This is a genomic window from Nibricoccus aquaticus, assembly GCF_002310495.1.
GTDB lineage: Bacteria > Verrucomicrobiota > Verrucomicrobiia > Opitutales > Opitutaceae > Nibricoccus > Nibricoccus aquaticus.
On sequence record NZ_CP023344.1, the window covers coordinates 385,867 to 410,763 of the forward strand.

Consider the following 24,897-nt stretch of genomic DNA (forward strand, 5'->3'; position numbering starts at 1 on the left):
CTTCCGCCCGCTTCGCCTCACGCGAATCTCCAGCCGCCACGCCGCGCTCCCGTTTCCGTCCTCATGAACATCTTCCCGTGCAAAGACGCCTTCCTCTGCCTCGCCAGTCAGGGCAACGTCATCCCCGTTTACACCGACTTGATGGCTGACTTCGAAACGCCCGTCTCCGCCTACGCGAAGCTCAAGGAAACCGGCCCGTCCTACCTCCTCGAATCCGTCGAAGGCGGCGAAAACCTCTCGCGCTACAGCTTCATCGGCTGCCGCCCCCGCAAGATCTTCGCCTGCGGCCCCAAGACCACCGAGATCCGCGTGCCCGGCAAACCGATACAGACCATCCCGACGCCGCAAGACCCGCTCACGCTCATCCAGACCGAGATGGCGCAGCACAAGCCGGTCAACATTCCCGGCCTCCCCCGCTTCACCGGCGGTGCCGTCGGTTTCATCAGCTACGAATACGTCTCTCGCATCGAGCCTTCGGTCCCGACTGCCAAGTCCGACGTCCTCGGCCTCCCCGTGATCTACTTCATGCTCACGGATTCGCTGCTCACCTTCGACCGCGCGAAGCAAACCCTCCGCCTCTGCGTCAACGCCCACATCGCCGCCGACCCCGCCGCCGCCTACGACGCCGCCGTCACCGAACTCAATCATCTCCACTCTCTCCTCCGCCGCCCAAGCTCCCTCGCCCCCGCGCCTCTCGTCGATCCCGGCAAGATCATCGTCCCTCCCGGCAACTTCACCCAGCCCGTCTTCGAGGGCGTCGTGGACGGCGTCAAAGAATACATCCGCTCCGGCGACATCATCCAGGTCGTCCCCTCCCAGCGCTTCACCAAGCCCTTCGCCAAATCCCCCCTCGATCTCTACCGCGCCCTCCGCACGGTCAACCCGTCGCCGTATATGTTTGTCCTGGATACGGGCGACTTCGCCATCGTCGGCGCCTCGCCCGAGGTCCACGTCCGCCTCACCGACGGCCTTGTCGAGATCCGTCCCATCGCCGGCACCCGCAAACGCGGTCTCACCCACGCCGACGACCTCGCCCTCGAAAAAGACCTCCTCGCCGACCAGAAGGAGCGCGCCGAACACCTCATGCTCGTCGATCTCGCCCGCAACGACATCGGCCGGGTCTGCCAGTTTGGCTCCGTCACCGTCCCCGAGATGATGGTCATCGAGCGCTACTCGCACGTCATGCACATCGTCTCGCAAGTAGAGGGGAAAATCTCCCCCGACAAAAACGCCTACGATCTCATGCGCGCCACTTTCCCCGCCGGCACTGTCAGCGGCGCGCCAAAAATCCGCGCCATGCAGATCATCGCGGAAAATGAACCCTCCCAGCGCGGCTTCTACGCCGGTGCCCTCGGCTACTTCGGCTACGACGGCAACAGCGACACCTGCATCATGCTCCGCACCGCCCTCATCAAAGACGGCCACATCCACATCCAGTCCGGCGCCGGCGTCGTCGCCGACAGCGTGCCCGAGGCCGAGTACCAGGAGACCGTCAACAAAGCCTCCGCTCTCTTCAAAGCCGTCGCCATCGCCGAAAAATTCTAAACCGGCTTCCCGCCAAACCGCGCCTTCCCCGCACGCCATTTCCCTCTCCAACCGCGTCTTCACCGACGCGGTTTTTTCATGATCCTCACTTCATCCCGTTCGCGCAATTCCTATCCATCGCCTGCATTTATCCCGATACCGCCACCGGCACGCCTCGTTCTGCACTCATTTGCGCTTCTCTCACTTCGCGCTATTTTCCCTCTGAAAATTTTCTTTTGAGCCACCAGCCAGCCTTCCCCGCGCCACGCTGTCGCAGGAAAGTCACAGACTGCTTATAAATTTTTGCATCGTTCAGAGGAGTCCATGCGTATAACTCCATGGAACGATTCCGGCTGGGGTATGGTCGTCACAAAATCATACCGCACGCTGTTCTGCCGTTCTGACCGACCGTGTGCATCGAAACTTAAACTCGAGGAAACCTGTCATGGCTCAGCAACAGACTAAAACCCGCAAGTACGCCGAGGCCGACGAAGTAGAGACGAACCACGCCTCCACCACCGCCCTGCAACCAGTTCCTCTGGATGCACCGCCCTCCTTCTTGGAGAAAAACGAACGCGCCGCTCCCGAAGCGCCCGCCAAAAACTCCGGCCCTTCGGAGCGCAGCAACCTTCAACTCTATCTACAAGAGATTGGGAAGACGCCCCTTCTCACCATCAAGGAGGAAATCTCCCTCGCCCGCCGTATCCGCCGCGGCGATAAGGCCGCCCGCGATCACATGATCTCGGCCAATCTCCGCCTCGTCGTGAAGATCGCCCACGACTATAAAGACTTCGGCCTCCCGCTCCTCGACCTTATCAGCGAGGGCAACATCGGCCTCATCAAAGCCGTCGAACGCTTCGACCCACGCAAGGGCGGCAAGCTCTCCACGTATGCCGCATGGTGGATCAAACAATCCATCAAGCGCGCTCTCGCCAACCAGAGTAAAACCATCCGCCTGCCCGTCCATCTGGTAGACAAAATCTCCAAGATGCGCCGCACCGCGATGGCCCTCACCGAAGAACTCGGCCGCGAACCCACGGACGAAGAATTGGCCATGGAGCTCCAGATCCCGACCAACAAGGTCGCGCATCTGAAGTCCGTCTCCGTCCGCCCGACTTCCCTCGACGCACCCATCGGCGAAGACGGCGACTCGTCCACCTTCGGCGAAATCGTCGGCGACGAAAACGCCATCAGCCCCGCCGACAGCCTCAAGGAACGTAACCGCAACTCCGATCTCCACTCGATGGTCGCCTCCCTCGACCCGCGCGAAGCCGAGATCATCAAGCTGCGCTTCGGTCTCGACGGCTCCAGCGAGCTCACCCTCGAAGAAGTCGGCAAGAAATTCAAAGTCACCCGCGAGCGCGTCCGTCAGCTGCAAAACCTCGCGCTCTCGAAAATGCGCAAGGCGATTTCCGCAAATGAGGTTCAGCGCACCGTCGAGGACATCGAAGTCGAGGACCGCGAGCGCAAACGCATGCAGGTCATCCGCGAGTTCATCCAATCCAAGTCCGCCGCCAAACAACAGCCCCACGGCTGACCGCGTTCGATCACAAACATCGCTCCCCAAGCCGCCGGAAACCCCCGGCGGCTTTTTCATGCCCGTAGCCACGAGCGCCAGCGAGCGGTCCCCAGCATCACCCGTCGGCCTCCGCCCAATCCTGTGAATCGTGTTCATCCTGTCTAAAAACTCCGCTCCGTCTCCGATCTACCCGCTACCCTCTAGCCTCTCCCCGTTCCGCCCGAGCCCCGCTTTCCCGCTTCCCACCGCACGTCTTCTCCCCTTACTTCGCGCCCGATGTCGCAGACTTTCGCCCGCGTCGTTTTCGCGCTCACCGCCGCCTTCTTCGCCGCCTTCTTCATCTGGCCCATTTTCCAGATCCTCAAGGGCGGCTTCATCGACGCCGACGGCAAACTCACCTTCGAGTATCTCCGCCTCCTCCTCAGCGACCCCACCTACCTCGGCGGCCTCGGCAACGCCTTCCTCCTCGCCTGCGCCACCACCACCCTCGCGCTGCTCATCTCGCTCCCGCTCGCCTTCGTCTCTGACCGTTTCCTCTTCCCCGGTAAAGGCATCCTCAGCTCCCTCGTCCTGATCCCGATGATCCTGCCGCCCTTCGTCGGCGCCATCGGCATCAAACAAATCTTCGGCCAGTACGGCGCGCTCAACGCCCTCCTCATCAACCTCGGCATCCAGCCCGAGGGCTGGACCTACGACTGGTTTGCCGCGAACCAGTTCTGGGGCATCGCCGTCGTCCAGGCCCTCTCGCTGTATCCAATTATCTACCTCAACGCCACCGCCGCCCTCGCCAACATCGATCCCGCGATGGAAGAGGCTGCGCAAAACCTCGGCTGCACCGGCTTCCGCCGCTTCTTCAAAATCACCCTGCCACTTATGCGCCCCGGCCTCTTTGCCGGCGGCACCATCGTCTTCATCTGGGCCTTCACCGAACTCGGCGTCCCGCTGATCTTCGACTACCCCCACGTCACCTCCGTCCAGATTTTCTACGGCCTGAAAGACATCGGCGGAAACCCGTTCCCCTACGCCCTCGTCGCCGTGATGCTAGCCAGCACCACACTGCTCTACGCGCTCGGCAAAGGCCTCTTCGGCCGCCAGGGCCACGCCATGATGGCCAAGGCCACCAGCTCCGGCGGCCCCCGCAAACTCCCCTCGCGCCGCGCCTGGCTCTGCACCGCGCTCTTCGCGGGCGTCACCTTCATCGCCGTCCTTCCCCACATCGGCGTCGTCCTCGTCGCCTTCTCCAGCGACTGGTACGCGAGCGTCCTCCCGAAGAGCTACACCTTGGAAAATTTCCAGATCGCCCTCGGCCACGACCTCACCGTCCCCGCCATCGCCAACAGCCTCAAGTTCGCCAGCATCTCCACGTTCATCGACATCATCCTCGGCATCGCCATCGCCTACGTCGTCGTCCGCACAAAAATCGCCGGACGCCAGGTTCTCGACTTCCTCGCGATGCTCCCCCTCGCCGTCCCCGGCCTCGTTCTCGCCTTCGGTTACCTCGCTATGAGTCAGGAAGGGAAATTCTTCGAATTCCTCAACCCCACCAAAGACCCGACCATCCTCCTCATCATCGCCTACTCCGTCCGACGCCTCCCCTACGTCGTCCGCTCCGCCTCCGCCGGCTTCGAGCAAACCAGCGAGACCCTCGAAGAAGCCGCCCAAAACCTCGGCTGCCCTCCCCTCAAAGCCACCTTCAAGATCACCCTCCCGCTCATCACGGCCAACCTCATCGCCGGTGGACTCCTCGCCTTCGCCTTCGCCATGCTCGAAGTCAGCGACTCGCTCATCCTCGCGCAAAAACAAGTCTTCTACCCGATCACCAAAGCCATCCTCGAACTCTTCCAACTCCTCGGTGACGGCAAATTCATTGCCTCCGCCCTCGGCGTCTGGGCCATGGCGTTCCTCGGTGTCACCATCGTCGGCCTCAGCCTCCTCCTCGGCAAAAAACTCGGCGCCATCTTCCGCGTGTAGTTACCTCCGCGCCCCTCGCACCTCTCCATGTCGACCAACCCCGCGACAAAACAAATCCCCCCAACGCTCCTTCAGTGGATCGTCTGGTCGGGCATCACCACCGGATTGATCGTCATCTACTTCACGATCGGCCAGCGGCCGGCGGCTCCCACCGCCCGCGAACTTCCCGCCGCGTTCGCCTACGTGGGACTCTTTCCACTTCTCCTCAGCGCCGCTCTCCGCTGGGTACTTCTGCCCCGAGTCACCGACCCCCAAAAACGCCTCCCGCTCTTTATCGCCGGCGTCGCCCTCGCCGAGGGCTGCGGAGTTCTCGGGATCTTCCTCGGCGGCCCCCACAAAGACACGCTTTTCGCCCTCAGCCTGCTCGGCCTCGCCCAATTTTTCCCCGCCTTGCTTCCCCGCTCTGCCCCCCAAGCATCACCCTTCCGGTAATTCGTGCTCTACCTCCTCGCCGTATCCATTATCTGGGCCATGTCCTTTGGCCTGGTCAAAAAACTCGCCGGACTCGACAGCGCCTTCATCTCCGCCGTCCGCCTCGGCCTCGCCCTCCTCGTCTTCCTGCCCTTCCTCCGCCCGCGCGATCTTTCCCCGCGCGCCATCGTCTCCCTCATCGGCATCGGCGCGCTCCAATTCGGCCTGATGTACCTCGCCTACAACGAAAGCTACCGCCACCTCGCCGCCCACGAAGTCGCCCTCTTCACCCTCACCACGCCCATCCTCGTCACACTGCTGGCCGACGCCTTTGACCGCACCCTCCGCCCCCGCGCCCTCACCGCCGCGCTCCTCGCCACCGTCAGCGCCGCCTTCATCGTCATCCAAAGCGCCACTCTCCAAACCACGCTCACCGGCCTCGGCCTCGTCCAACTCGCCAACCTCGCCTTCGCCCTCGGCCAGATCCTCTACCGTCGTTTCCGCACGCAAAATCCCGCCGTCCGCGACCGCGAGATCTTCGGCTTCCTCTATATCGGCGCATTCCTAATCACGCTGCCCTTCGTGCTCGTCCGCTCCGGCCTCGTTTTCCCTGCGCTCACGACCACGCAAATCACCACGCTCCTCTACCTCGGCATCCTCGCCTCGGGCCTCTGCTTCTTCTGGTGGAATCTCGGCGCCACCCGCGTCAACGCCGGCACCCTCGCCGTCTTCAACAACGCCAAAGTCCCCCTCGGCGTCGCCTGCTCCCTCCTCTTCTTCGGTGAAACCGCCGACCTCCCCCGCCTCGCCGTCGGCGGCGCCCTCCTCATCGCCGCCGTCGCCGTCGCCGAAACCAAACCCCGCCCGGTCTGACTCCTCTGCCTTTCTTTGCGCCTTCGCGCCTTTGCGTGAGCCATCCGCGGCCTTCGCCTCGGTCGCACCTCACGCAGAGACCGTCACCACAATCTTCCCAAACTGCGCCCCGCGCTCCATCAGCCCAAACGCCTCCTCCGCGTGCTCGATCGGCAGCAGCGCGCTCACCACCGGCCTGATCTTCTTCGCGTTCACAAACGCCACCATCGCCGCCCAATCCTCAGGACTCCCCATCGTCGTCCCGAGCAACGTCAGCTGACGCCAGAAAACCTTCCGCATCGCCAGCAGCTGCGGATTCCCCCGCGTCGCCCCGAAGAAAACGATCCGCCCGCCCGGTGCCGCCACATCGATCACCGCGTCGAAACCATCCCCACCCGCGCTGTCCACGATCACGTCAAACGCTCCGGCCGCCTTCAACGCCTCCGCCGTCCACGTCTTCTCCGTGTAGTTGAATCCCCCCTTCGCCCCCAGCTTCACTGCCTGCGCGATCTTCTCCGCCGAACTCGACGTCACCCACACCTCCGCTCCCGCCGCCACCGCGAACTGCAAAGCGAACAACGCCACGCCTCCACCGATCCCCGTGATCAATACGCGCTCGCCCTCCTTCAACCCTGCCCGCGTAAATAACGCCCGGTAAGCCGTCAGTCCCGCGAGCGGCAACGCCGCCGCCTCCTTCCACGACAGATGCTCCGGCTTCGCCGACAGTTGCCCCACCGGCACCGCCACCGCCTGAGCGAGCGTACCTGCACGCGGCAAACCAAGAATCGAAAACTCCGCCCCCTGCGCCGCGTTCGATGCACCCCAGCCAAAACTCGGATTGATGATCACCTCGCGCCCTATCCACGACGCATCGACTCCCTCGCCCACCGCGCTCACCACGCCCGCCCCATCTGATCCCGGGATGCTCGGGAACTTCAGCCCCGCATACTGCCCCGCCTTGATCCACACATCCCGGTGATTGAGCGCCGCCGCCTTGATCGCAACGACCGCTTCCCCCGCCCCCGCCACCGGTGCCGGGACTTCGGATACGCTCAACTGATTCACCGCGGATAAAACGACAGCTTTCATATGCCCGCACCATGCCCGCCCGCTCCCACCGCGCAACCCGTCTCCCATCAAACACTCTCTCTTTCCGAAATGGAGGGACGACCTCCGTGTCGTCCATTCACCTCGATAAACATCCCCCGCCACCAAACAAAAAAAGCCGCCCCTCTCAGGACGACTTCGCGTGATCCAAAAAATTTTCACCTCCAGGCGTGTCGCCTAGGCTCAATCGTCGCTGCGACGCATAGACAACAGATACAGAAGATTGATCAGCGAAGAAAGGAACGCCGCCACATACGTCAGCGCCGCCGCATTCAACGTCTCTTTGACACCCGGTATTTCATCGCGCTCGACGATCCCGAGCCCTGCCAGCTCTACATTCGCACGACGGCTCGCATCGAACTCCACCGGCAAGGTCACAAAATGAAACACCGTGAGCACCGCGTAGCACAGGATGCCGATGTCCAGGATCATGTTGTTGCGGAAGCCTCCGAAAAAGAGACCGCCCATCATCACGAACGGCAGGATCTGCGACGAAATCTGCGTGATCGGCACGAGCGCCATGCGCGTTTTCAACATCGAGTAACCCACCTTGTGCTGGATCGCATGGCCCGCTTCGTGAGCCGCCACGCCAAGCGCCGCCAGACTGGTGCCCCGATAGTTTTCAGACGACAGCACCAGGCGACGATTGGTCGGATCGTAATGGTCCGTCAGATGCCCGCCCGTTTCTTCGATCGTCACATCGGAAATGCCCGCGCGATGCATCACCGCCTCAGCCGCCTCGCGCCCCGTGATTCTGCCACGAGACGGTATCTGGACATTCTTGTTATAGGCGCTCGAAACCTTCATCTGCGCGTACAGCCCAAAAATAAACGTGGCTCCGAGCAGAACCCAAACCAGCCACATAGGGAGATAAACGAAGGCGAGAAGTGTAGTCATAGTTGTAAGGTGAAACGTGAATGCCCTCTCAAATCATTCAAAAACTAATTTTGGCAAGCCGGGCGGCCAACTTTGGAAACGCCCCGGCAAATTAGAATGAAATCCCCCGCACGTCCGGCTCACGCCGCCAACCCGCACCGCTTCAACAACGCCGTCAGCTCCGGATCGCGTCCCATGAATGCCCGGAACAACTCCGCCGGATCGGCCGAGTTCCCCTTGCTCAAAATGTGTTCAACGAACGCCGCGCCCACCTTCCGGCTGAACACGCCTTCCTTCTTGAACCGCGTGAACGCATCCGCATCGAGCACCTCCGCCCACTTGTACGAATAGTAACCCGCCGCATAGCCCACCGGATTGGAGAACAAATGCGTAAACCGCTTCACGATCGTCGGCGACGCCGGCTCCGTCGGGATCAGACACTCCGCGATTGCTGCCCGCGCCACGCTCTCCACATCGCCTGTCAATCCCGCCGTCAGCTCCGGCTTCGCATGCAGCAACAAATCCATTTTCCCAAACGCCGTCTGCCGCATCACCGCACACGCCGACCGGAAATTCCGCGCCGCCACCATCTTCGTGAACATCTCCTCCGGAATCGCTGCGCCCGTCTCATGATGCCGTGCGAACAAATCCAGACTCTCCCGCTCCCAACACCAGTTCTCCAGGATCTGCGACGGCAGCTCCACAAAGTCCCACGCCACATTCACGCCATTCAGCGCCTTGATCTCCACTTCACCCAGCAAGTGATGAATCAAATGACCGAACTCGTGAAAAATCGTCTGAACCTCGCGATGCGTGAGCAGCGCCGGTTTGTCGCCCACCGGCGGCGTCATGTTGCCACACATCAATCCCAAATGCGGCGCGCGTGAACCATCCGGGCGCGGTCCACCCGTGATAAAAGAATCCATCCACGCCCCACCCCGCTTCGACTCACGCGGATGCCAGTCGGCATAAAACGATCCGACATGCCGCCCGCCATCATCGCGCATGTCATAAAACTTCACTTCAGGATGCCACACCTCCGCCGAGCCATCCGTCCGCTCGACAATCGCCAAGCCAAACACCCGCTTCGCCAGCTCGAATAACCCGCCGATCACCCGATCCATCGGGAAAAACGGCCGCAGCTGCTCCTCGTCGAAATCGTACCGCACCTTCCGCAACTTCTCCGCCCAGTATCCGATTTCCCACGGCGCCAGCCGCCCGGCCGACGTCCCCAGACTCCGCGCCTTGAATTCCTCCAGCTCCAGACACTCATGCGCGAACGCGGTCTTCGCCCGCACGCCCATGTCTTCCACAAACGCCAGCGCCGTCGCCGCCGACTTCGCCATGCGCCGTTCAAGCGTAAGATCCGCAAAATTCGCCTTCCCCAGCATCGCCGCCTTCTCCGTCCGCAACGCCAGGATGCGCAGCACCAGCGGTGAATTATCGTGCGGGGCTTTCCCGCCCACCGCGACCGCCGCCGTCCACATCTCGCGCCGCAACTCCGCGTCTTCGAGATAAGTCATGAACGGCTCCTGCGACGGCATGTGCAGCGTGAACCGCCACGCGGCCTTCCCTTTCGCCTCCGCACTCCGCTGCGCCGCCGCCTTCGCGTGCTCCGGCAAACCCGCCAGCCGCGCCTCGTCTTCGACGATCAGCTCCCACGCATTCGTCGCATCCAACACGTTCTCCGCATACTTCTGCGTCACCTGCGCCAGTTCGCTCTGCAACGCCTCGAACCGCGCCCGTTTCTCCTGCGCCAGATCCGCGCCCTGCTGCCGAAAATCCGCCACTGTCTCCTCCAGATAACGCCGCCGCACCGGACTCAACTCATCCGCCGCCGCCGTGTTCCAAAACGCCCTCAACCGTTCCCACAACGCTGCGTTCAATGGAATGCGCGCGAAGAAAGCCGACACCTTCGGCAACATCGCATTGTGCGCGTCACGCAGCGCCGGCGAGTCCGCCACCAGCTGCAAATGCGTCACCTTCCCCCACGCCTGATTCAGCCGCTCCGTCGATTTCTCCAACGCCAGAAACGTGTTCTCAAACGTCACCGTCTTCACATCGCGCCCGGCGATTTCATCGATCGCCGTCTGCGCGTCCGTCAGCGCCTGCTCGATCGCCAGAGCGATGTGCTCGGGCGTCAGTTGCGACCAGCGGATTTCAAAATCGGTTTGGAGAAACGGATTAGCCATGATCCCGCACTGACTTTCCGCCCCGCACCTTTGTCAACGGGAAGATTTGTCAGTCCGAGACCAGCTTACCACGCGTAGCTCACACCCGCCGACACTTGTCGCGGCGAAGCAGGCACTGCCGGCACTTCCTGAAACTCCGAGTCCCACAGATTCTCCACCTCGACTGAGAGCCGCAGACCTTTCACGAACGCTGGCGAAAAATAGACCCCCGCCGAGCTGATCACCGCTTCGTCGTCCGACTTCCGCAGCGCATTCTCTTCCTGGATGCGCGCCTCATTATCCATGCGCACTTCCCAACCCGCGCCCAGCCGCACCACCGCCGCAGCCGTAAGCCGATGCTTCGGGAAATTCAGCGCATAGAAACTCGCATTCACCGCCATCGACCCATAATCCGCATCCTTCGTCAGCCCCGTGTATCCGAAAACCAGATCGGCCCGCTTGCTCGCGTAGCGCGCCACCGCCTCGAACCCCGTCGTCGCAATATCCACCGCACTTGCCGTGCGCGCATTCGGCAGGCTCGTGCTGTAAATCCAGTCCACCAGTTGGTCATCGCTCCGGTGGAAAACCGCCGTCGTCACGCTCCAGCCGCCAAACGCCCCCCGTGCGCCGACCTCGAAATTCTTCGCCGTCTCCCGCCCCAGATTCGGATTGCCGCGAAACAATCCCGCCGACGCCCGCGAATTCAACGCCGTGTACGTCGGCGTCTGCGAACTCTTCGCAAACGACACATACACCGCCTCGATTCCCACACCCGGCGCCACACGATCCAGCGTGATCTGCGCCACAGGAGAAACCTCCGCGCCATTCCTGTCCGTGTCATCGTAAGCCGCGCCGGCCTTCACATTCAAAACGCGCCCTTCCGCCATCGCCCACGAACGCTCCGGCACAACCGCCAGCTTCACATGCTCGCGCCACCGGTAATTCCCAAACGTCAGTGACGACGACTTCAGCTCGTCATCCACAAACGTCACCACCGAGTTCCAGTGAACTTCCCCGGTCGTGATCCGCGCCTCCGCCCCGGCCGAGTAAACCCAGGTTGTATGATACGACGGTCCCGGTGCCGCTCCGAACGCCGGATTAAACGCGCCAGCGTCTCCACGATTGAAAACATAGTGATCCTTATTCCGCCGGTAGTACCCGCCCACCGCCACAAAGTCTCCGTCACCCAGCTCCTCGCGGTGATTCAGCACCACCAGATTCGTCTGGAGATTCTCCGTCTCGAACACATTCGCAAACGGCGTGTATAGATTCGGCCAGCCAAAGAACTTTGATTGGTATCCGTAAAACAAATCCGTCTGCCCCTGCTCGCCCGCCAGCTGCACGCGCGCGTTGTACCGCGTGAACTCATGCTCGCTGAACCGCAGCGCCCCGTCCGAGCGCGAGTGCGCGAACGCCCCATCCACCGCCAGCGTGCGCCCCGCGAACGTCACGCCGCTTTTCCAACCTTGATAAAGTTCTCCCCGCCTCGTCGCGAACTCCCCCACCGCCGCCGTCACCTGCCCGCCCGTCCGCACCGGCTTCCACTGATAAGCCACCGTACCCGCGTTCGCATTCCACCCGCGCACCGCATTCTCCGCGCCCACCAAAATTTCCGGCGCCGTCAACATCGCCGGAGCCACCGGAATCTCCGCGAAATAATGCCCCGTCTGCGGATCGTACAGCGACAGCGCGCCCACCTTGAATCCCGTGTTCTCAAAAATCCCCCCGCGGATAGCGATGTCCGCCTGCCCCTCGGCCATGTTCCGCGACTGCACATCCACCAACGGCTCGAACCGCAACGCCGACACCGGCATCGCAAACGTCCCCAGCGGCTCCTGCAACGCTACACGCGGCGAATAAACCGAGAGCTGCGGCAGCTCGACCGGCGTGCTCTGCGCAACCACCACCGTGGTCGCAGCACCCAACATCAACGAAGCAGTAACAAAAGCGGAAACGTTCATGATCGCTGGCATCGCTACCAGTCAGCTTTCACAAAACAAGCCCCAGTTAACAGCCGTCCGCATTTCTTGTTAACAGGACAGTCCATCCATCCCAAAGTCCCAATCCGTCACGTACTCCGGTACGACAATCATGCCCCCAAAATCCACACGCCGCTCCGTCCATTCACAAAAAAACCTCCCGGCGCGAACCGGGAGGTTTCAAATTTTTAGGGCTTGGTCGCCTGCGGCTTACTCGTCGCCATCGTTGCCGATCGCTTCGACCGGGCAGCCTTCCAGCGCTTCCATACACAGCGAAACGTCCTCTTCCGTCGTAGGCTGCTTATGCACGAAGGAGTAGCCTCCCTCGTCATGCCGGGTAAAGAAGGCCGGTGCCGTCTCGCGGCACAGGTCACAGTCGATGCACTGCTGATCGACAAAAAACTTACCCGGAACGTTCGGTTCCCATTTGTCTGCTTTGTTTGCCATGGTGTCCGGCAAGAAAAAGGAAATGAAATCGCTGTCAAGCGGTCAGCCCCGCGCTGCGATAATCAGCGCCATAACTAACAGAGCGCATTCGTATGCGCCGCTTTTCTTATCCATCCAATCCGAACATCCACCCGTGCATCACCCACTACTCGCCCCTTTTGCAGAAAAAACGTGAATCCCATTCCCCCGCGCCTTCCACCTGCCTAAACCACCTCAAAATCCCGGGACACTGCTTGTGTTTGCCAGAGCGGATACCTAGCTTGCGCCCGAGATGCTTTCAGACCGGTCCTACATGCGCGACAGCTACGGGCGCACCACCACATCCACACTCACCTGGATGCTGTGCGCATTGACCGCCGGCTTCCTCATTCAAACCGTTTTTGAGCGCGCTCTCGGGTCTCCCCATTTCAACCAGTTCACCGCGCTATCCCTCGGCGGCCTGCAACGCATCTGGCTCTGGACCTTTGTCACGTATCCGCTCCTTCACAGCAACGTCCTGCACTGGCTCGCCAGTCTCGTGACCCTCTTTTTCCTCGGCCGCGAACTCCTCCCACTCATGGGCGAACGCCGCTTCGCGTGGTTCAGTGCGTTCTCCGCTGTCTGCGGCGGACTCGTCTGGTTGCTCGTCCCGCACGGCAGCGGCGGCGCCCTCATCGGTGCCACCCCAATTGTCTGCGCGCTCCTCATGCTGTTCGCCTGCCTGCACCCGAACCGCGCCCTGCCGTTCCTGTTTTTCTTCATGCCCGTCACCGTCAGGCCCAAGCACCTCGCCTGGGCCGTGGCAGGTATCTCCGCCCTCGGACTCGCCGTGAGCGAAATCCCCGGCGACCGCTTCAATCTCGGCATCGCCCACTCCGCCCACCTCGGCGGCATGTTGGCCGCACTGCTTTATTATCGCTTCGTCCACCTCCGCGAATGGCGCACACCCGACGGCCGCGCCGACATCGAGCTCCCCCGCTGGCTCTCAAAAACCGCCAAAGTCGCCCCCGCCGCCGAGCCTGCTAAATACACTGTCAACGTCACCGCGCCCACCCGTGAAAGCCTCAAAGCCGAGGTCGATCGCATTCTCGATAAAATAAATTCCGAAGGCCTCGCCGCTCTCACTGCCCAGGAAAAGCGTCTTCTCGACGACGCGCGCAACCAGATCAGCCGCCGTTGAGCGCCAACACCTTGACGCCCCGCCTCGCTCCCCAGGCATCCGCCCCTGGCCATCCGGCGCTAAAATCGGCCCCGAAACAGCCGAAATAAGTCTGAGCTTCGCGCGCCTCGCTCCCCGCTTTCTGCCCACCCGCTCTTGAAACATTTTTCCACTCTCCACGTCTCTCTACCGCGATGAAGTTCTCCCACCTCCGCTCACTCACCCTCTCTTTGCTGGCATTCGTTCTCGCCCAGCCTGCACTCCACGCCGCCGAGCGCACCTACAAGCCCGACGCCTACTTCGAGCGCGAGGTCACCCAGCTCATCCGCCTCCTCGAGGAGTATCACTATAACCGCGACGGCGTGAAATCTGCCGACTACGCGCAAATCATCCCCGACTTCATGGCCGAGTTCGACGGCCTCCGCCTCTTCTTCCTCGAATCCGACAAACAGGATTTCCAGAAGCGCTGGCCCGCCCCCTGGCTCTACAACAACATCTCCAACCTAGGCCGCATCGAGCCCGCCTTCGAAATCTTCCGCACCTACGAAGAACGCACCACCGCCCGCATTAACTGGATACTCGAAGAACTCAAAAAAGACTTCGATCTCACCACCAAGGAAACCTACCTCGTCGATCGCTCCAAGAGCGCCTGGCCTGCCACCCCCGAAGAAGCCGACGCCCTCTGGCGCAAACGCCTCACCTTCGAACTCATTCAAGAGCTCCTCGAAAAAAAGCCCGCCCCCGTCGCCAGCACCACGCCTGCACCCGACGCCTCCACCAACGCGCCCACGCCTGCGCCCACACCCGAGGTTAAACCCGCCGAAGCCTCTTCCGCTCCTGTAGCCGTCGCCTCTGCTCCCGTCACCATCGACGAAGCCAAACAAAACATCCGCAAACGCTACGAGCGCCGCCTCAAAACCATGACCGATTTCGAAAACCACGAGATCGGCGAAATCTTCCTCTCCTCCATCACGCGCCTCTACGACCCGCACTCCACCTACTTCTCCGCCGCCACCTTCGAGGACTTCGCGATCCAGATGCGCCTCCAGCTCGTCGGCATCGGCGCCCTCCTCGGCATCGAAGACGATGTCTGCGTCATCAAAGAACTCATCACCGGCGGCCCCGCCGACTTGGGAAAACAACTACGCCCCAACGACAAAATCATGGCCGTCTCCCAGGACGGAGCCGAACCCGTCGAAGTCACCGGCATGAAACTTCGCAAGATCGTGGACATGATCCGCGGCAAAAAAGGCACCAAGGTCTCCCTCACCATCAAGCCAGCCGCCGCCACCGATCCCTCCGAACGCACTCAGATCCACATCATCCGCGACGTCGTTAACCTCAACTCCGCCCGCGCCCGCGCCTCCATCTACGAAGTCCCCGGCGCCTCCGGTAAAACTACCTCCCTCGGCGTCATCACCCTCCCCGCCTTCTACGGCCCCGACGGTGGCAGCGATGGCGGCGACAAAGCCAGCGCCACCCGCGACGTCGCCGAACTCATCAACCAGCTAAAAAAAGCCGGCATTCACGGTCTCGTCCTCGACCTCCGCCAAAACGGCGGCGGCCTCCTCTCCGAAGCCATCGACCTCACCGGCCTCTTCATCAAACAAGGCCCCGTCGTTCAGGTGAAAAATTACTACGGCGAAGTGAAGATCGATAACGACGAAGACGCCGCCATCGCCTACACCGGCCCGCTCGCCGTCCTCGTATCCAAATTCTCCGCCTCCGCCTCCGAGATCGTCGCCGGCGCTCTCCAGAATTACGGCCGCGCCATCATCATCGGCGACAGCTCCACCCACGGCAAAGGCAGCGTCCAGCAACTCATCGAAATGAAAAACGCCGCCCCTCCGATGATGCTCTCCCGCGCCACTGGCAAAGCCGGCGCCGCCAAACTCACCATCCAGAAATTCTACCTCCCCGACGGCCACTCCACTCAGCTCAAAGGCGTTGTCCCCGACATCATCCTCCCCTCGATCGAAGACCTCCTCCCCGTCGGTGAAAAAGACCTCACCCGCGCTCTAGTCTGGGACGAAATCCCCTCCAGCAACTTCGAAGGCCATCCTCTTAAATCAGAAGTCGTCTCTCCGCTGCTCAACGCCAGCAACCAGCGCCAGAAGACCCTCGAAGAATTCGCCTATCAGCAAAAGAACATCGACTGGTTCAGAACCAAACAGGACCAGAAAGAAATCTCCATCAACCTCGAGGACCGCCGCCAGCAACGCGAAGCCGACACCGCCTTCCGCAAGCTCATGCGCGAAGAAAAAGCCCGCCTCTCCAAAGACGAATACGCCTCCCGCGATTTCACCCTCGGGCCACCCAAGACCGCCAACATCAAACCCGAGCTCACCCCCGAGGAGATCGCCGATGGCCAGGAGACCGAAGAAGACGCCAAGAAACTCGACATCCATCTCCGCGAAGCCCTCCGCGTCGTGAACGACGCCATCGAGCTCGCCATCAAATCCGCCCGCACCTTCACCGACGCCCCGCCCCTCACCGCCCAGGCAGTGAAGCGCAGCTGACAATCACGTCATCCTTTCACCAAGGCGCGGCACACACCGCGCCTTTTTTATTTCACCGCCACGCCATCACGAACCGATCCCGCCCCGTCAGATCCTGCTTCGACTCGCTACGCGCAAAACCCGCCGCCCCACAAGCCGCCACCAACTCCGCGTGCTGCGCGATCCCCGTCTCCAACGCCAGCACGCCACCCTCCGCCATAAACCTCGGCGCACCCGCGATGATCCTCCGCAAATCCGCCGCCCCCGCATCCGCCGCGATCAACGCGCTCACCGGCTCAAACGCCCGCACCTCCGGCTCCGCCTCCGCGACCTCGGCCTCCGTCAGATAAGGCGGATTACTCACGATCAGCCCGAAACGCTCCGTCACATCCTTCGGCTCCGGCACCGCCGAAAACCAGTCCGACTTCAAAAACGTCACCCGCTCCGTCAACCCGAGCGCCATCGCATTCTCCGTTGCGAGCGCCAGAGCCTCCTCGCTCGCATCCACCGCGAACACCTTCGCCTCGGGAAACTCCTTCGCCAGCGCCAGCGCGATCGCCCCCGTTCCCGTGCCCAGATCCAAAATACGCGTCACCGGCGTGCCAGCGGCGCCCGCGTCCTTCGCCGCCTTCACCGCAAACTCCATCAACAACTCCGTCTCCGGCCGCGGAATCAGCGCCCGCTTGTCCGTCTTGAGCTTCAACCCGTACCACTCCGTCTCGCCCAGGATGTACTGCAACGGCTCCCGCAGCGCCCGCCGCCTCACCAGCGGCCTAATCTTCTCCAGCTCCGCCTCCGCCAGCAGCCGCTCAAACTGCAAATAAAGCTGCATCCGCTTCAGCCCAAGCGCGTGCCCGATAACCAACTCCGCATTCAGCCGCGGACTCTCCACGCCTTTCGACGCAAAAAAGTCCGTCGTCTTCTTAATGATCTCCAAAACGCTCAGCATACTCTTGTTCATTCGTCGTCCTCCGTGCCGCCCCGCTTCCCCGCAAACCCCGCAAACTCCACTCCCGTCAACGCCGCCAGCTTCTCCTCAAAGTCCGCGCGCTGCAGCGACTCCACCACCTCGTCGATCCGCCCTTCCATCACCTGCGGCAGACTGTACAGCGTCAGCCCGATGCGATGATCCGTCAGCCGGTTCTGCGGGAAATTATACGTGCGGATGCGCTCACTGCGCCCGCCTGATCCGATCTGGCTCTTCCGATGCGCCGCGTACTTCGCGTGCTCCTCGTCTTCCTTCAGCTTCAACAACCGCGACCGCAGCACCGTCATCGCCTTCGCCTTGTTCTTGAGCTGCGAACGCTCGTCCGCGCACTGCACCATCAAGCCCGACGGCTTGTGGAAAATCTGCACCGCCGAGTCCGTCGTATTCACACCTTGGCCACCGGGCCCGCTCGCGCGACAGACCATAATATCCAGATCCTGCGGATCGATCTGCACATCGACTTCCTCCGCCTCCGGCAGCACCGCCACCGTCACGGTCGACGTGTGAATGCGTCCATTCGCCTCCGTCGTCGGCACGCGTTGCACCCGCTGCACCCCGCTCTCGAACTTCAGCTGCTTGTACACGTCCTGCCCCGTGATCAAAAAAATCACCTCCTTGATGCCTCCACGTTCCGACGCGCTCGAACTCATCGGCTGGATCTTCCACCCACGCCCTTCCGAGTAGCGTGTGTACATGCGAAAAAGCTCCGCCGCAAAAAGGCTCGCCTCATCTCCTCCGGTTCCCGCGCGGATTTCCATCACCGTATTCCGAGAATCACTCGGCTCCGGCGGGATCATCCCGCGCAGCACAATCTCCTTCAGCTCGTCGCGCCGCTTCTGCAAATCCGGCAGTTCCATCTCCGCCAGCTCCTTCAAATCCGGATCGCCCGCCTGATCTTTGATGAGCGCCTGCGCTTCCGCGATCTCCCGCACCGTTTTCTCATGCGCGTGATAATCGTTCACGAGCTGCTGCGTCTTCTGCTGCTCGCGCGACACTTCCGCAGCCTTACGCGGATTGTTGTAGAATGACGGGTCCGCCATCTGCGCATCGAGTTCGTCGAGACGCCGCTGAAACGGGAAAATATCGGGAAGCTTCTCCATGTCCTGAAATGAGTGAGTGAAATCCAAACCAATCCTCGGCGCGTCGTGTAACTTCGTTTCCGCCCGGGGCGCGCCTCCCCATTTGCGAATTGCGCAGACCCGCACCCGCGGGCTTGCTTCAGCCTCAACAAAGGAACGGCCCGCTACAGGTGCCGATCAAACATGGCTACGACGCTTTTCACTCAGAACATCATCGCCTGCATCTGGGACTTCGACAAGACCCTAATCCCGGAGTACATGCAGTCTCCCCTCTTCCGGCGCTACGGCGTCAACGAGTCCAACTTCTGGACCGAGACCAACAACCTCCTCGAGAAGTACCGCAGCCGCGGTTACCTCATCTCCGGCGAGATCGCCTACCTCAACCATCTGCTCACCTACGTCCTCGCCGGCGCTATGCCGAAGCTGAGCAACAAAATCCTCCGCGAGTGCGGCGCCGACATTAAGTTCTACCCCGGCCTCCCCGAGTTCTTCGACCGCGCCAAAAAATTCGCCACCGAGCGCGAGGCCTACCGCAAACACGAGATCCAGGTGGAGCACTACATCGTCTCCACCGGCCTCGCCGAGATGGTCCGCGGCAGCGCCATCGCCAGATACGTCGACGGCATCTGGGGCTGCGAATTCATCGAGAACCCGCTCCAACCCGGCTTCCTCAAACAAAAAGAACTCGAGATCTCCGCCGAGTCCCAGATCGCCCAGATCGGCATGGTCATCGACAACACGACCAAGACCAAGGCCCTCTTCGAGATCAACAAGGGCACCAACAAAAACGCCGCCATCGACGTGAACGCCAACATCACGCTCGAAGACCGCCGCATCCCGTTTCAGAACATGATCTACATCGCGGATGGCCCGAGCGACATCCCGAGCTTCTCCGTCGTGAAGAAAGGCGGCGGCAAAGCCTACGGCGTCTACAACCCCGCCCGCTCCGACGAATTCGCCCAAAACGACCGCCTCCGCCAGGTCGGCCGCATCGACCACTACGGACCGGCCGACTACACAGAAACGAGCAGCACCGCCCAATGGCTCAAGCTCCACATCCAAGCCATGTGCGACCGCATCGTCTCCGACCGCGAAGCCGCCGTCGCCTCGCGAGTGTCGCGCCCACCACGCCACTTGAATTCCACGCCAGAAGAAGAAGCCGCTGCGCGTGCTGCAAAAGCGCCAAAGCAATCATCGCTCTGGTCGGAAACAACTCCACCTGTAGAAAAGAGTTCATCCTAGCCCACTAAGATGACGGAGATCGCCGATATCATTCAAAGTGTAAGTATTATTCTAACCTGCATCACTATCGTCCTAGGAATCGATGCGTGGCGTAGAGAGTTCATCGGCAAACGAAAAATCGAGCTAGCTGAAGACGTACTCACTCGCTTTTACGAAGCTCGCGACGCTATCGAACGCATCAGATCCCCGTTCAGCTACTCATCTGAAGGCGCGCAACGTAAACGGCGTGACGGAGAAACCAAAGAAGAGTCTGAGATCCTCGATAGCGCTCACGTCGTGTTCGTTCGCTATGAAAAAGAGCAACAACTATTCAATGGAATACATGCGCTACGCTATCAGGTGATGGCGAGGATTGGAATCGAAGCATCCAAGCCATTCGAAGAACTGCGCAAAGTCGTTGGAGACTTTTTTTCTCCGCGAATCGCCTAGGATCGCACTACTGGCAGCGTCAAGGGCGGGTCCAAATGACCGACGATGAGTTTCAAAGGCATCTGAAAGAGATGCACGAACATGAGGCCGTGTTTTGGTCCGGTTTTCAAAAGCCTGACCCTATCCGGGATCGTGTAGATAGCGCTGTCGCTTCGATAGAAACCGTTTGCCGTCCCGTAATGGAAGAAAAGGCCATTGGTTTTATCCTAACTGAACCTGTCTGGAGACTTCTTCGTAAGCGAAAAAATTGAGGTAATACCTCACGCCGCCCCTAGCAACGCCGCCACCGCCGCTCTGAAATCCCGGAGCGCAAAAGGCTTCGAGAGATAAGTCTTCGCGTTGCGCTCGAGGAAACGCTCGAACGTCTCGCTCATCACGTCGCCCGTCATGAACAGCAGCCGACGCGCGCTCTCCGGATCGTGCACGCGCAGGTGTTCGTAGAGCTGAATGCCATTCAAGCCCGGCATCTTCCAGTCGCTCACGATCACGTCGAATTTCCGACCGCTCAAAATTTCCAGCGCTTTCTCACAGCTGAGCAACGCCACGACCTCATAGCCTTCGCGGCGCAGCAGCTCTTCCGTCAGACTCAAAATCCATTCCTCGTCGTCGATCACCAGCACGCTTTTGCCGATGCCCGACTTCACTGAAACAGTCGCCGCCATCGGTGGACGCGAGCCGCCGCCTTTCAACTTCATCGACGCCTGCTCCGCTGCCGTCGCTACCGGCAGCTCGATGATGAACACCGCGCCCTGCCCCACTTCGCTTTTCACGCGAATAGTGCCGCGATGCTCCTGCATGATTCCGTAAACCAGACTCAGCCCGAGTCCCGTGCCCTTGCCTACCGGCTTCGTCGTGAAAAACGGATCGAAGATTTTCGCCAGATGCTCCGGTTTGATCCCCGGCCCGTTATCCTGAAATTCCAGCCGTATCGTCTCGCCCGCGACAAACGCCCGCACCGCAATGCGCCCGTCTTTGCGAAACCCTTGAATCGCCTGCCGCGCATTGCTGAGCAAATTCACGAACACCTGCTGCAGCTGATGCGCGTCCCCCACGATCGGCGGCAGCGCATCCACCTCGCCAAACTCGCGCACCACTTCGACACCGCTCGTGCGAAGATCATACGCCATGATCTCCAGGATGTCGTCGATCAGCGCTCCGAGCCGCAGCAGCTTCCGCTCAGGCGCATGCTGACGCGAAAAACTCAGCAAGCTCTGCACGATCTTCTGACACCGCTGCCCGCTCCGCGCGATCAGATCGATCTGCGGCCGGATCGCCGGATCGTCCACCGTCTCTTTCAACAAATCCGAGAACCCGATCACCGCCGTCAGCGGATTATTCAACTCGTGCGCCACGCCCGCCACGAACTGCCCGACCGCCGACAACTTCTCACTCTGCACGAGTTGAGCCTGCGTGTTGTTCAACGTCACCACCGCCTTCTCCAGCTCCGCGCGCGAGCTCTGCAAATTCACCGTCATCCGGTTAAACGCCACCGCCACCTCCCCGCACTCGTCGTTGGAAAACTTCTCCACCTTCTTCGAAAAATCGCCGCGCCCCACCGCCTCCGCCATATCGCGTAATTCCCGCAGCGGCCTCGTCGCCCGGCTCACGAAAAACCACACCACGAGCGCGCTCAGCAAAATGCCACCCACGCTCACGCCCACCAGCAACCGCTGAGTCCGTGCCAGCGCGCGCAACCGCTGTTCATACGACGACAACAGCACATAACGAAACCCCGGCGCATTCCTGTCATCCGTCGCGAGCGCGAGAAAATACTCCTCTTTGATCTCAAAGTCCCGAATCGCGCCGGCTCCCTCTGCCTGCGCCGCTGCCGCGTCGGTCATCGCTTCAAACGCATCCGCCGCCGGCAGCGTCGAAGCCGCCACCTGCCCGTTCGCCACCAGCAAAATTTCCGTGCGCGTGAGCGCCTTCATTTCCTGCACTGCGCTCTCACCGAGCCTCACCGCCACCACCAGCGCGCCCGTCAGCGGCCCGCGTTCGCGCACCGTCCCGGAAACCGCGACCACCGTATAAATGCGGTTCCCAAACGCCAGGTAGTCCAGGCCCTGCCCGCCCTCCAGCGCCAGCACCACCGTCGGCCGTACCGTCTTCGAAAAATCCTCGATAGACAGCGACGCATCTCTTCGCGCCGACGCGAGCAACTCCCCATCCTCACGCGTGAACAAAATCACTTCGTTATCCTCGCCGAACTCCTCCAGCAGGTCGTTCAAGTAAGCCGTCATCGTCTTCGAATCCCCCAGCTGCGAGACCGCCTTGAACCGCGGCTCATTCACGACATTGCGAAAACGCGCCCGCAGATTTCGCGAACGAATTTCCAACGACTGCTTAAAAACCGCCTCCGCCGTTTCGAGCGTCAGCCGCGCCTCATCCTGCACCTGCCGGCTCACATGTCGGTTCACCAGCCACAGCGTGATCGCCGGCACCAGCACGAGAAAGGCGAGCACCACGATCAGTACCTTCGCCTGTAAACTCACCCGGAGTTTGCGCGCATCGATCAGGGGCATGACTCACTCAATACTTGGGCAATTCGCCGAGCCCCAGCACGAAATCGACTTTCACGTCACCCGTCTCCGGCACGACGACATCCAGCGTACGCGACGGCAGCCGCTCATGCCACGCGCGCAACTTATACGTCCCCGCCGGCACATCCCGGATCACAAATTTCCGCTTCGCATCCGCCTTCGCGAAATACTGATTCGGCACCACCAGCACGATGCAGTGCATCTTCGAATGAATGCTGCAAAACACGTCCACACGTCCCGTCCTGTCGAAAACCAACGCCGGTTCTTTCTCCTTCTTGTACATCCCGAGATCGAACTCCTTGGTGTCTGACATCGAAAACACGTTGTGATAAATGTCGTCCTCGTTCGGCCAGCGCACCGTCGTTCCTACAGCGACCGGTAAGACATGCGGCTCAAACGCGGCCTCCTTCTGCACCATCTTCGCCTGCGTCGTCGCCCCGCTCCGGGCCGGCATCACCTGATCGATATAGACCACGAAATCCTCCAGCGAGTCGTAGTCGATTTTCTCCACGAACTTATAGCGACGACTCTGATAATTTCCTCCACCCGCGCCCGCCGCTTCATCCGCGCCACGCGCCAGCACGGTGCCGGTGATCGTCCCCGCGCACACGTCAGCCGCCAGCGCCGTCATCAACAGACAGCCCACCAATGCAGAATAGGATTTCATCGTGAAGTCAGGTGATCGTTCATCGCGCGCGTTCGCTCAAAATTTCAGGCCGATCTCCGCCGCGAACAGATCTTCGTTGTCGCGCTTGGTACCGTTCAGCAAAGAACCGTCCTCCATCATGTACTCGGCTTTGATGACCAGTGGTTCACCGAACCGATAACCGACACCAAGCCCCAGCCTCCGGAGTTCGTCCGTCAGCGCGCCGCTGAACAAATAGCGCCCGCGATCCCCATGCCCGCTCAACGGGTAACCCTTTTTCGCGTCGATCCAGCTGTACCGCGCCGCGCCGAAAAATCCGTCCACAAACGTCTGCATCAACTCGACGGAGCCATAACTCATCCGCCGCGAGTTATCCGCCGCGCGGTCATCATCCGAATACTCGCCCCGTCCCAACGCCACATTCAGATGCCCGCTTTTCCAGCGGCCAGTCGCATTGAGTTCATAAAGCTTTCCCGAAAACACCGTCGTCGTCGGCCCGCCGATGGGCACGAACACGCCATCGGCAAACCACACTTCAGAAATGCCATCGCCCGCCACACTCAGATCGCCCGTCCGCAGCGCGCTCGCACTCACATGCAACCATGCCAGCGGATCGTAGCTCACCCGCGCCGTCACCGACTTGTCCTTGTCGAAATCCCGCGCCAGCGCCCGCCCGCCATTCTGCACCGCGAGCACGTAACTCCATTTCCCTTTCTCGCCATAAAGCGCCACGCCTTCATCCACGCCCCAGACGTCCGCCAGCGAGTGCGAAATCAGCGGATTGTTGATCGCGTCACGCACCAGATACTCTTCGCCAAACGGCAGATTGATCCGCCCCACGCGCACATTCAGTTCACGCCCGAGCCCAAACGCACGCCCCGCGCGTTCAAAATCCATATACACTTCGCCGAGCGCGATGGTGTCCTGCTCGCGCAGCGTCAGATCGATCTCCGCCAGAAAGTACGTGTCCGTCCACACCGGCGCTTCGAGAAACAACTTCGCCTCATCCACGCGAAACTCCGCATTGGGAAATTGCCCCTGCGATCCGCTGTCGAAAAACGCCAGCCCCGCCACGCCGCTCAAAATCACTTTCTGCCCGCCACCTTCCGACCGCACCGCGCTCGCCGCCGGTGAGCCCGCGTTTTCCGCCACCTGTTCTTTGATTTCCAACAGCTGCGTTTCCCGCCGCGCGCTCACGCCATCCGCTGCATCCATGCGCGTCCGCAACTCGTCGATGGTCTTCTGCTGGGTCTTCAATTGCTCCATCAACTGCCGGTTCTGCTCAGCCAGTTCACGCAGCTGATCCTCCACCGAAACCGCCGCCTCTCCACTCGTAGCCGCAGCCAGAAGGCAGGCGGCACTGACAAGGCGCGTAAATGAACGATGAAGAACCAATCGAGGCATCCGTCAGCTGCGGCACAGTCGCCTCCGGTCTTTAGTCTCAAAAAGACAATCGACGCTCTGCAGATTGCAGCAACCG

The 24,897-nt window shown here is 61.2% G+C and carries 19 protein-coding genes; 9 read left to right on the forward strand and 10 right to left on the reverse strand.

Annotated elements, in window-relative coordinates; genetic code table 11:
• The first annotated feature begins 63 nt into the window (after window positions 1-63).
• From trpE to CMV30_RS01650, 5 genes are all read left to right on the forward strand, one after another.
• A complete protein-coding gene (gene trpE, locus CMV30_RS01630; RefSeq protein ID WP_096054406.1) occupies window positions 64-1,545 on the forward strand; it encodes an anthranilate synthase component I in 1,482 nt (493 codons plus the stop codon).
• A 424-nt stretch (window positions 1,546-1,969) separates the two neighbouring features.
• Window positions 1,970-3,061, forward strand: a complete 1,092-nt coding sequence (locus tag CMV30_RS01635; RefSeq protein WP_096054407.1) for a sigma-70 family RNA polymerase sigma factor — start codon at window positions 1,970-1,972, stop codon at window positions 3,059-3,061.
• A gap of 258 nt (window positions 3,062-3,319) precedes the next feature.
• Complete coding sequence (locus tag CMV30_RS01640; RefSeq protein WP_096054408.1) at window positions 3,320-5,014, forward strand: ABC transporter permease; 1,695 nt, start codon at window positions 3,320-3,322, stop codon at window positions 5,012-5,014.
• 27 nt (window positions 5,015-5,041) lie between these two features.
• The gene (locus tag CMV30_RS01645; protein ID WP_096054409.1) at window positions 5,042-5,446 is read left to right on the forward strand and encodes a hypothetical protein; all 405 of its coding nucleotides are present in this window, start codon (window positions 5,042-5,044) and stop codon (window positions 5,444-5,446) included.
• A 3-nt stretch (window positions 5,447-5,449) separates the two neighbouring features.
• Complete coding sequence (locus tag CMV30_RS01650) at window positions 5,450-6,298, forward strand: EamA family transporter (protein ID WP_096054410.1); 849 nt, start codon at window positions 5,450-5,452, stop codon at window positions 6,296-6,298.
• Window positions 6,299-6,367: 69 nt separating this feature from the next.
• Here the strand turns inward: CMV30_RS01650 and CMV30_RS01655 are convergent, their stop codons facing one another.
• From CMV30_RS01655 to CMV30_RS01675, 5 genes are all read right to left on the reverse strand, one after another.
• Window positions 6,368-7,342, reverse strand: a complete 975-nt coding sequence (locus CMV30_RS01655; RefSeq protein ID WP_245844370.1) for a zinc-binding dehydrogenase — start codon at window positions 7,340-7,342, stop codon at window positions 6,368-6,370.
• Window positions 7,343-7,567: 225 nt separating this feature from the next.
• Window positions 7,568-8,281, reverse strand: a complete 714-nt coding sequence (locus tag CMV30_RS01660) for a zinc metallopeptidase (RefSeq protein ID WP_096054411.1) — start codon at window positions 8,279-8,281, stop codon at window positions 7,568-7,570.
• A gap of 119 nt (window positions 8,282-8,400) precedes the next feature.
• Window positions 8,401-10,452 carry a M3 family metallopeptidase gene (locus CMV30_RS01665; protein ID WP_096054412.1) on the reverse strand — a complete coding sequence of 684 codons (2,052 nt, stop codon included), beginning with the start codon at window positions 10,450-10,452 and terminating at the stop codon, window positions 8,401-8,403.
• 65 nt (window positions 10,453-10,517) lie between these two features.
• Entirely contained in the window at window positions 10,518-12,392 is a 1,875-nt protein-coding gene (locus tag CMV30_RS01670; RefSeq protein WP_138223066.1) for a TonB-dependent receptor domain-containing protein, read from the reverse strand.
• Between the two features lie 228 nt (window positions 12,393-12,620).
• Entirely contained in the window at window positions 12,621-12,857 is a 237-nt protein-coding gene (locus CMV30_RS01675) for a ferredoxin (RefSeq protein WP_096054414.1), read from the reverse strand.
• 271 nt (window positions 12,858-13,128) lie between these two features.
• On the opposite strand from CMV30_RS01675, the gene CMV30_RS01680 reads away from it, so the two are divergent.
• Entirely contained in the window at window positions 13,129-14,016 is an 888-nt protein-coding gene (locus CMV30_RS01680; protein WP_096054415.1) for a rhomboid family intramembrane serine protease, read from the forward strand.
• A 173-nt stretch (window positions 14,017-14,189) separates the two neighbouring features.
• Window positions 14,190-16,514, forward strand: coding sequence for a carboxy terminal-processing peptidase (locus CMV30_RS01685; protein ID WP_175414689.1), 2,325 nt, complete (start codon window positions 14,190-14,192; stop codon window positions 16,512-16,514).
• A gap of 52 nt (window positions 16,515-16,566) precedes the next feature.
• Here CMV30_RS01685 and prmC read toward each other — a convergent pair whose 3' ends face one another.
• Together prmC and prfA are read right to left on the reverse strand one after the other, a co-directional pair.
• Window positions 16,567-17,454 carry a peptide chain release factor N(5)-glutamine methyltransferase gene (gene prmC / locus CMV30_RS01690; protein ID WP_245844371.1) on the reverse strand — a complete coding sequence of 296 codons (888 nt, stop codon included), beginning with the start codon at window positions 17,452-17,454 and terminating at the stop codon, window positions 16,567-16,569.
• Window positions 17,451-18,581 carry a peptide chain release factor 1 gene (gene prfA, locus CMV30_RS01695; protein WP_096054416.1) on the reverse strand — a complete coding sequence of 377 codons (1,131 nt, stop codon included), beginning with the start codon at window positions 18,579-18,581 and terminating at the stop codon, window positions 17,451-17,453. Before prfA ends, prmC begins: the two co-directional genes overlap by 4 nt.
• Before the next feature lie 162 nt (window positions 18,582-18,743).
• On the opposite strand from prfA, the gene CMV30_RS01700 reads away from it, so the two are divergent.
• Both CMV30_RS01700 and CMV30_RS01705 read left to right on the forward strand, forming a co-directional pair.
• Window positions 18,744-19,802 carry an HAD family hydrolase gene (locus CMV30_RS01700; RefSeq protein ID WP_096054417.1) on the forward strand — a complete coding sequence of 353 codons (1,059 nt, stop codon included), beginning with the start codon at window positions 18,744-18,746 and terminating at the stop codon, window positions 19,800-19,802.
• Between the two features lie 9 nt (window positions 19,803-19,811).
• Window positions 19,812-20,231 carry a hypothetical protein gene (locus tag CMV30_RS01705; protein WP_096054418.1) on the forward strand — a complete coding sequence of 140 codons (420 nt, stop codon included), beginning with the start codon at window positions 19,812-19,814 and terminating at the stop codon, window positions 20,229-20,231.
• A gap of 260 nt (window positions 20,232-20,491) precedes the next feature.
• Here CMV30_RS01705 and CMV30_RS01710 read toward each other — a convergent pair whose 3' ends face one another.
• Genes CMV30_RS01710 through CMV30_RS01720 form a run of 3 tightly spaced genes read right to left on the reverse strand, consistent with a single transcriptional unit; the run spans window position 20,492 to window position 24,821 of the window.
• Window positions 20,492-22,753: a hybrid sensor histidine kinase/response regulator gene (locus tag CMV30_RS01710; RefSeq protein WP_096054419.1), complete on the reverse strand. Its 2,262-nt coding sequence runs from the start codon at window positions 22,751-22,753 to the stop codon at window positions 20,492-20,494.
• A gap of 7 nt (window positions 22,754-22,760) precedes the next feature.
• The gene (locus tag CMV30_RS01715; protein ID WP_138223067.1) at window positions 22,761-23,438 is read right to left on the reverse strand and encodes a hypothetical protein; all 678 of its coding nucleotides are present in this window, start codon (window positions 23,436-23,438) and stop codon (window positions 22,761-22,763) included.
• Between the two features lie 36 nt (window positions 23,439-23,474).
• Entirely contained in the window at window positions 23,475-24,821 is a 1,347-nt protein-coding gene (locus tag CMV30_RS01720) for a hypothetical protein (protein WP_096054421.1), read from the reverse strand.
• Window positions 24,822-24,897 lie beyond the last annotated feature (76 nt).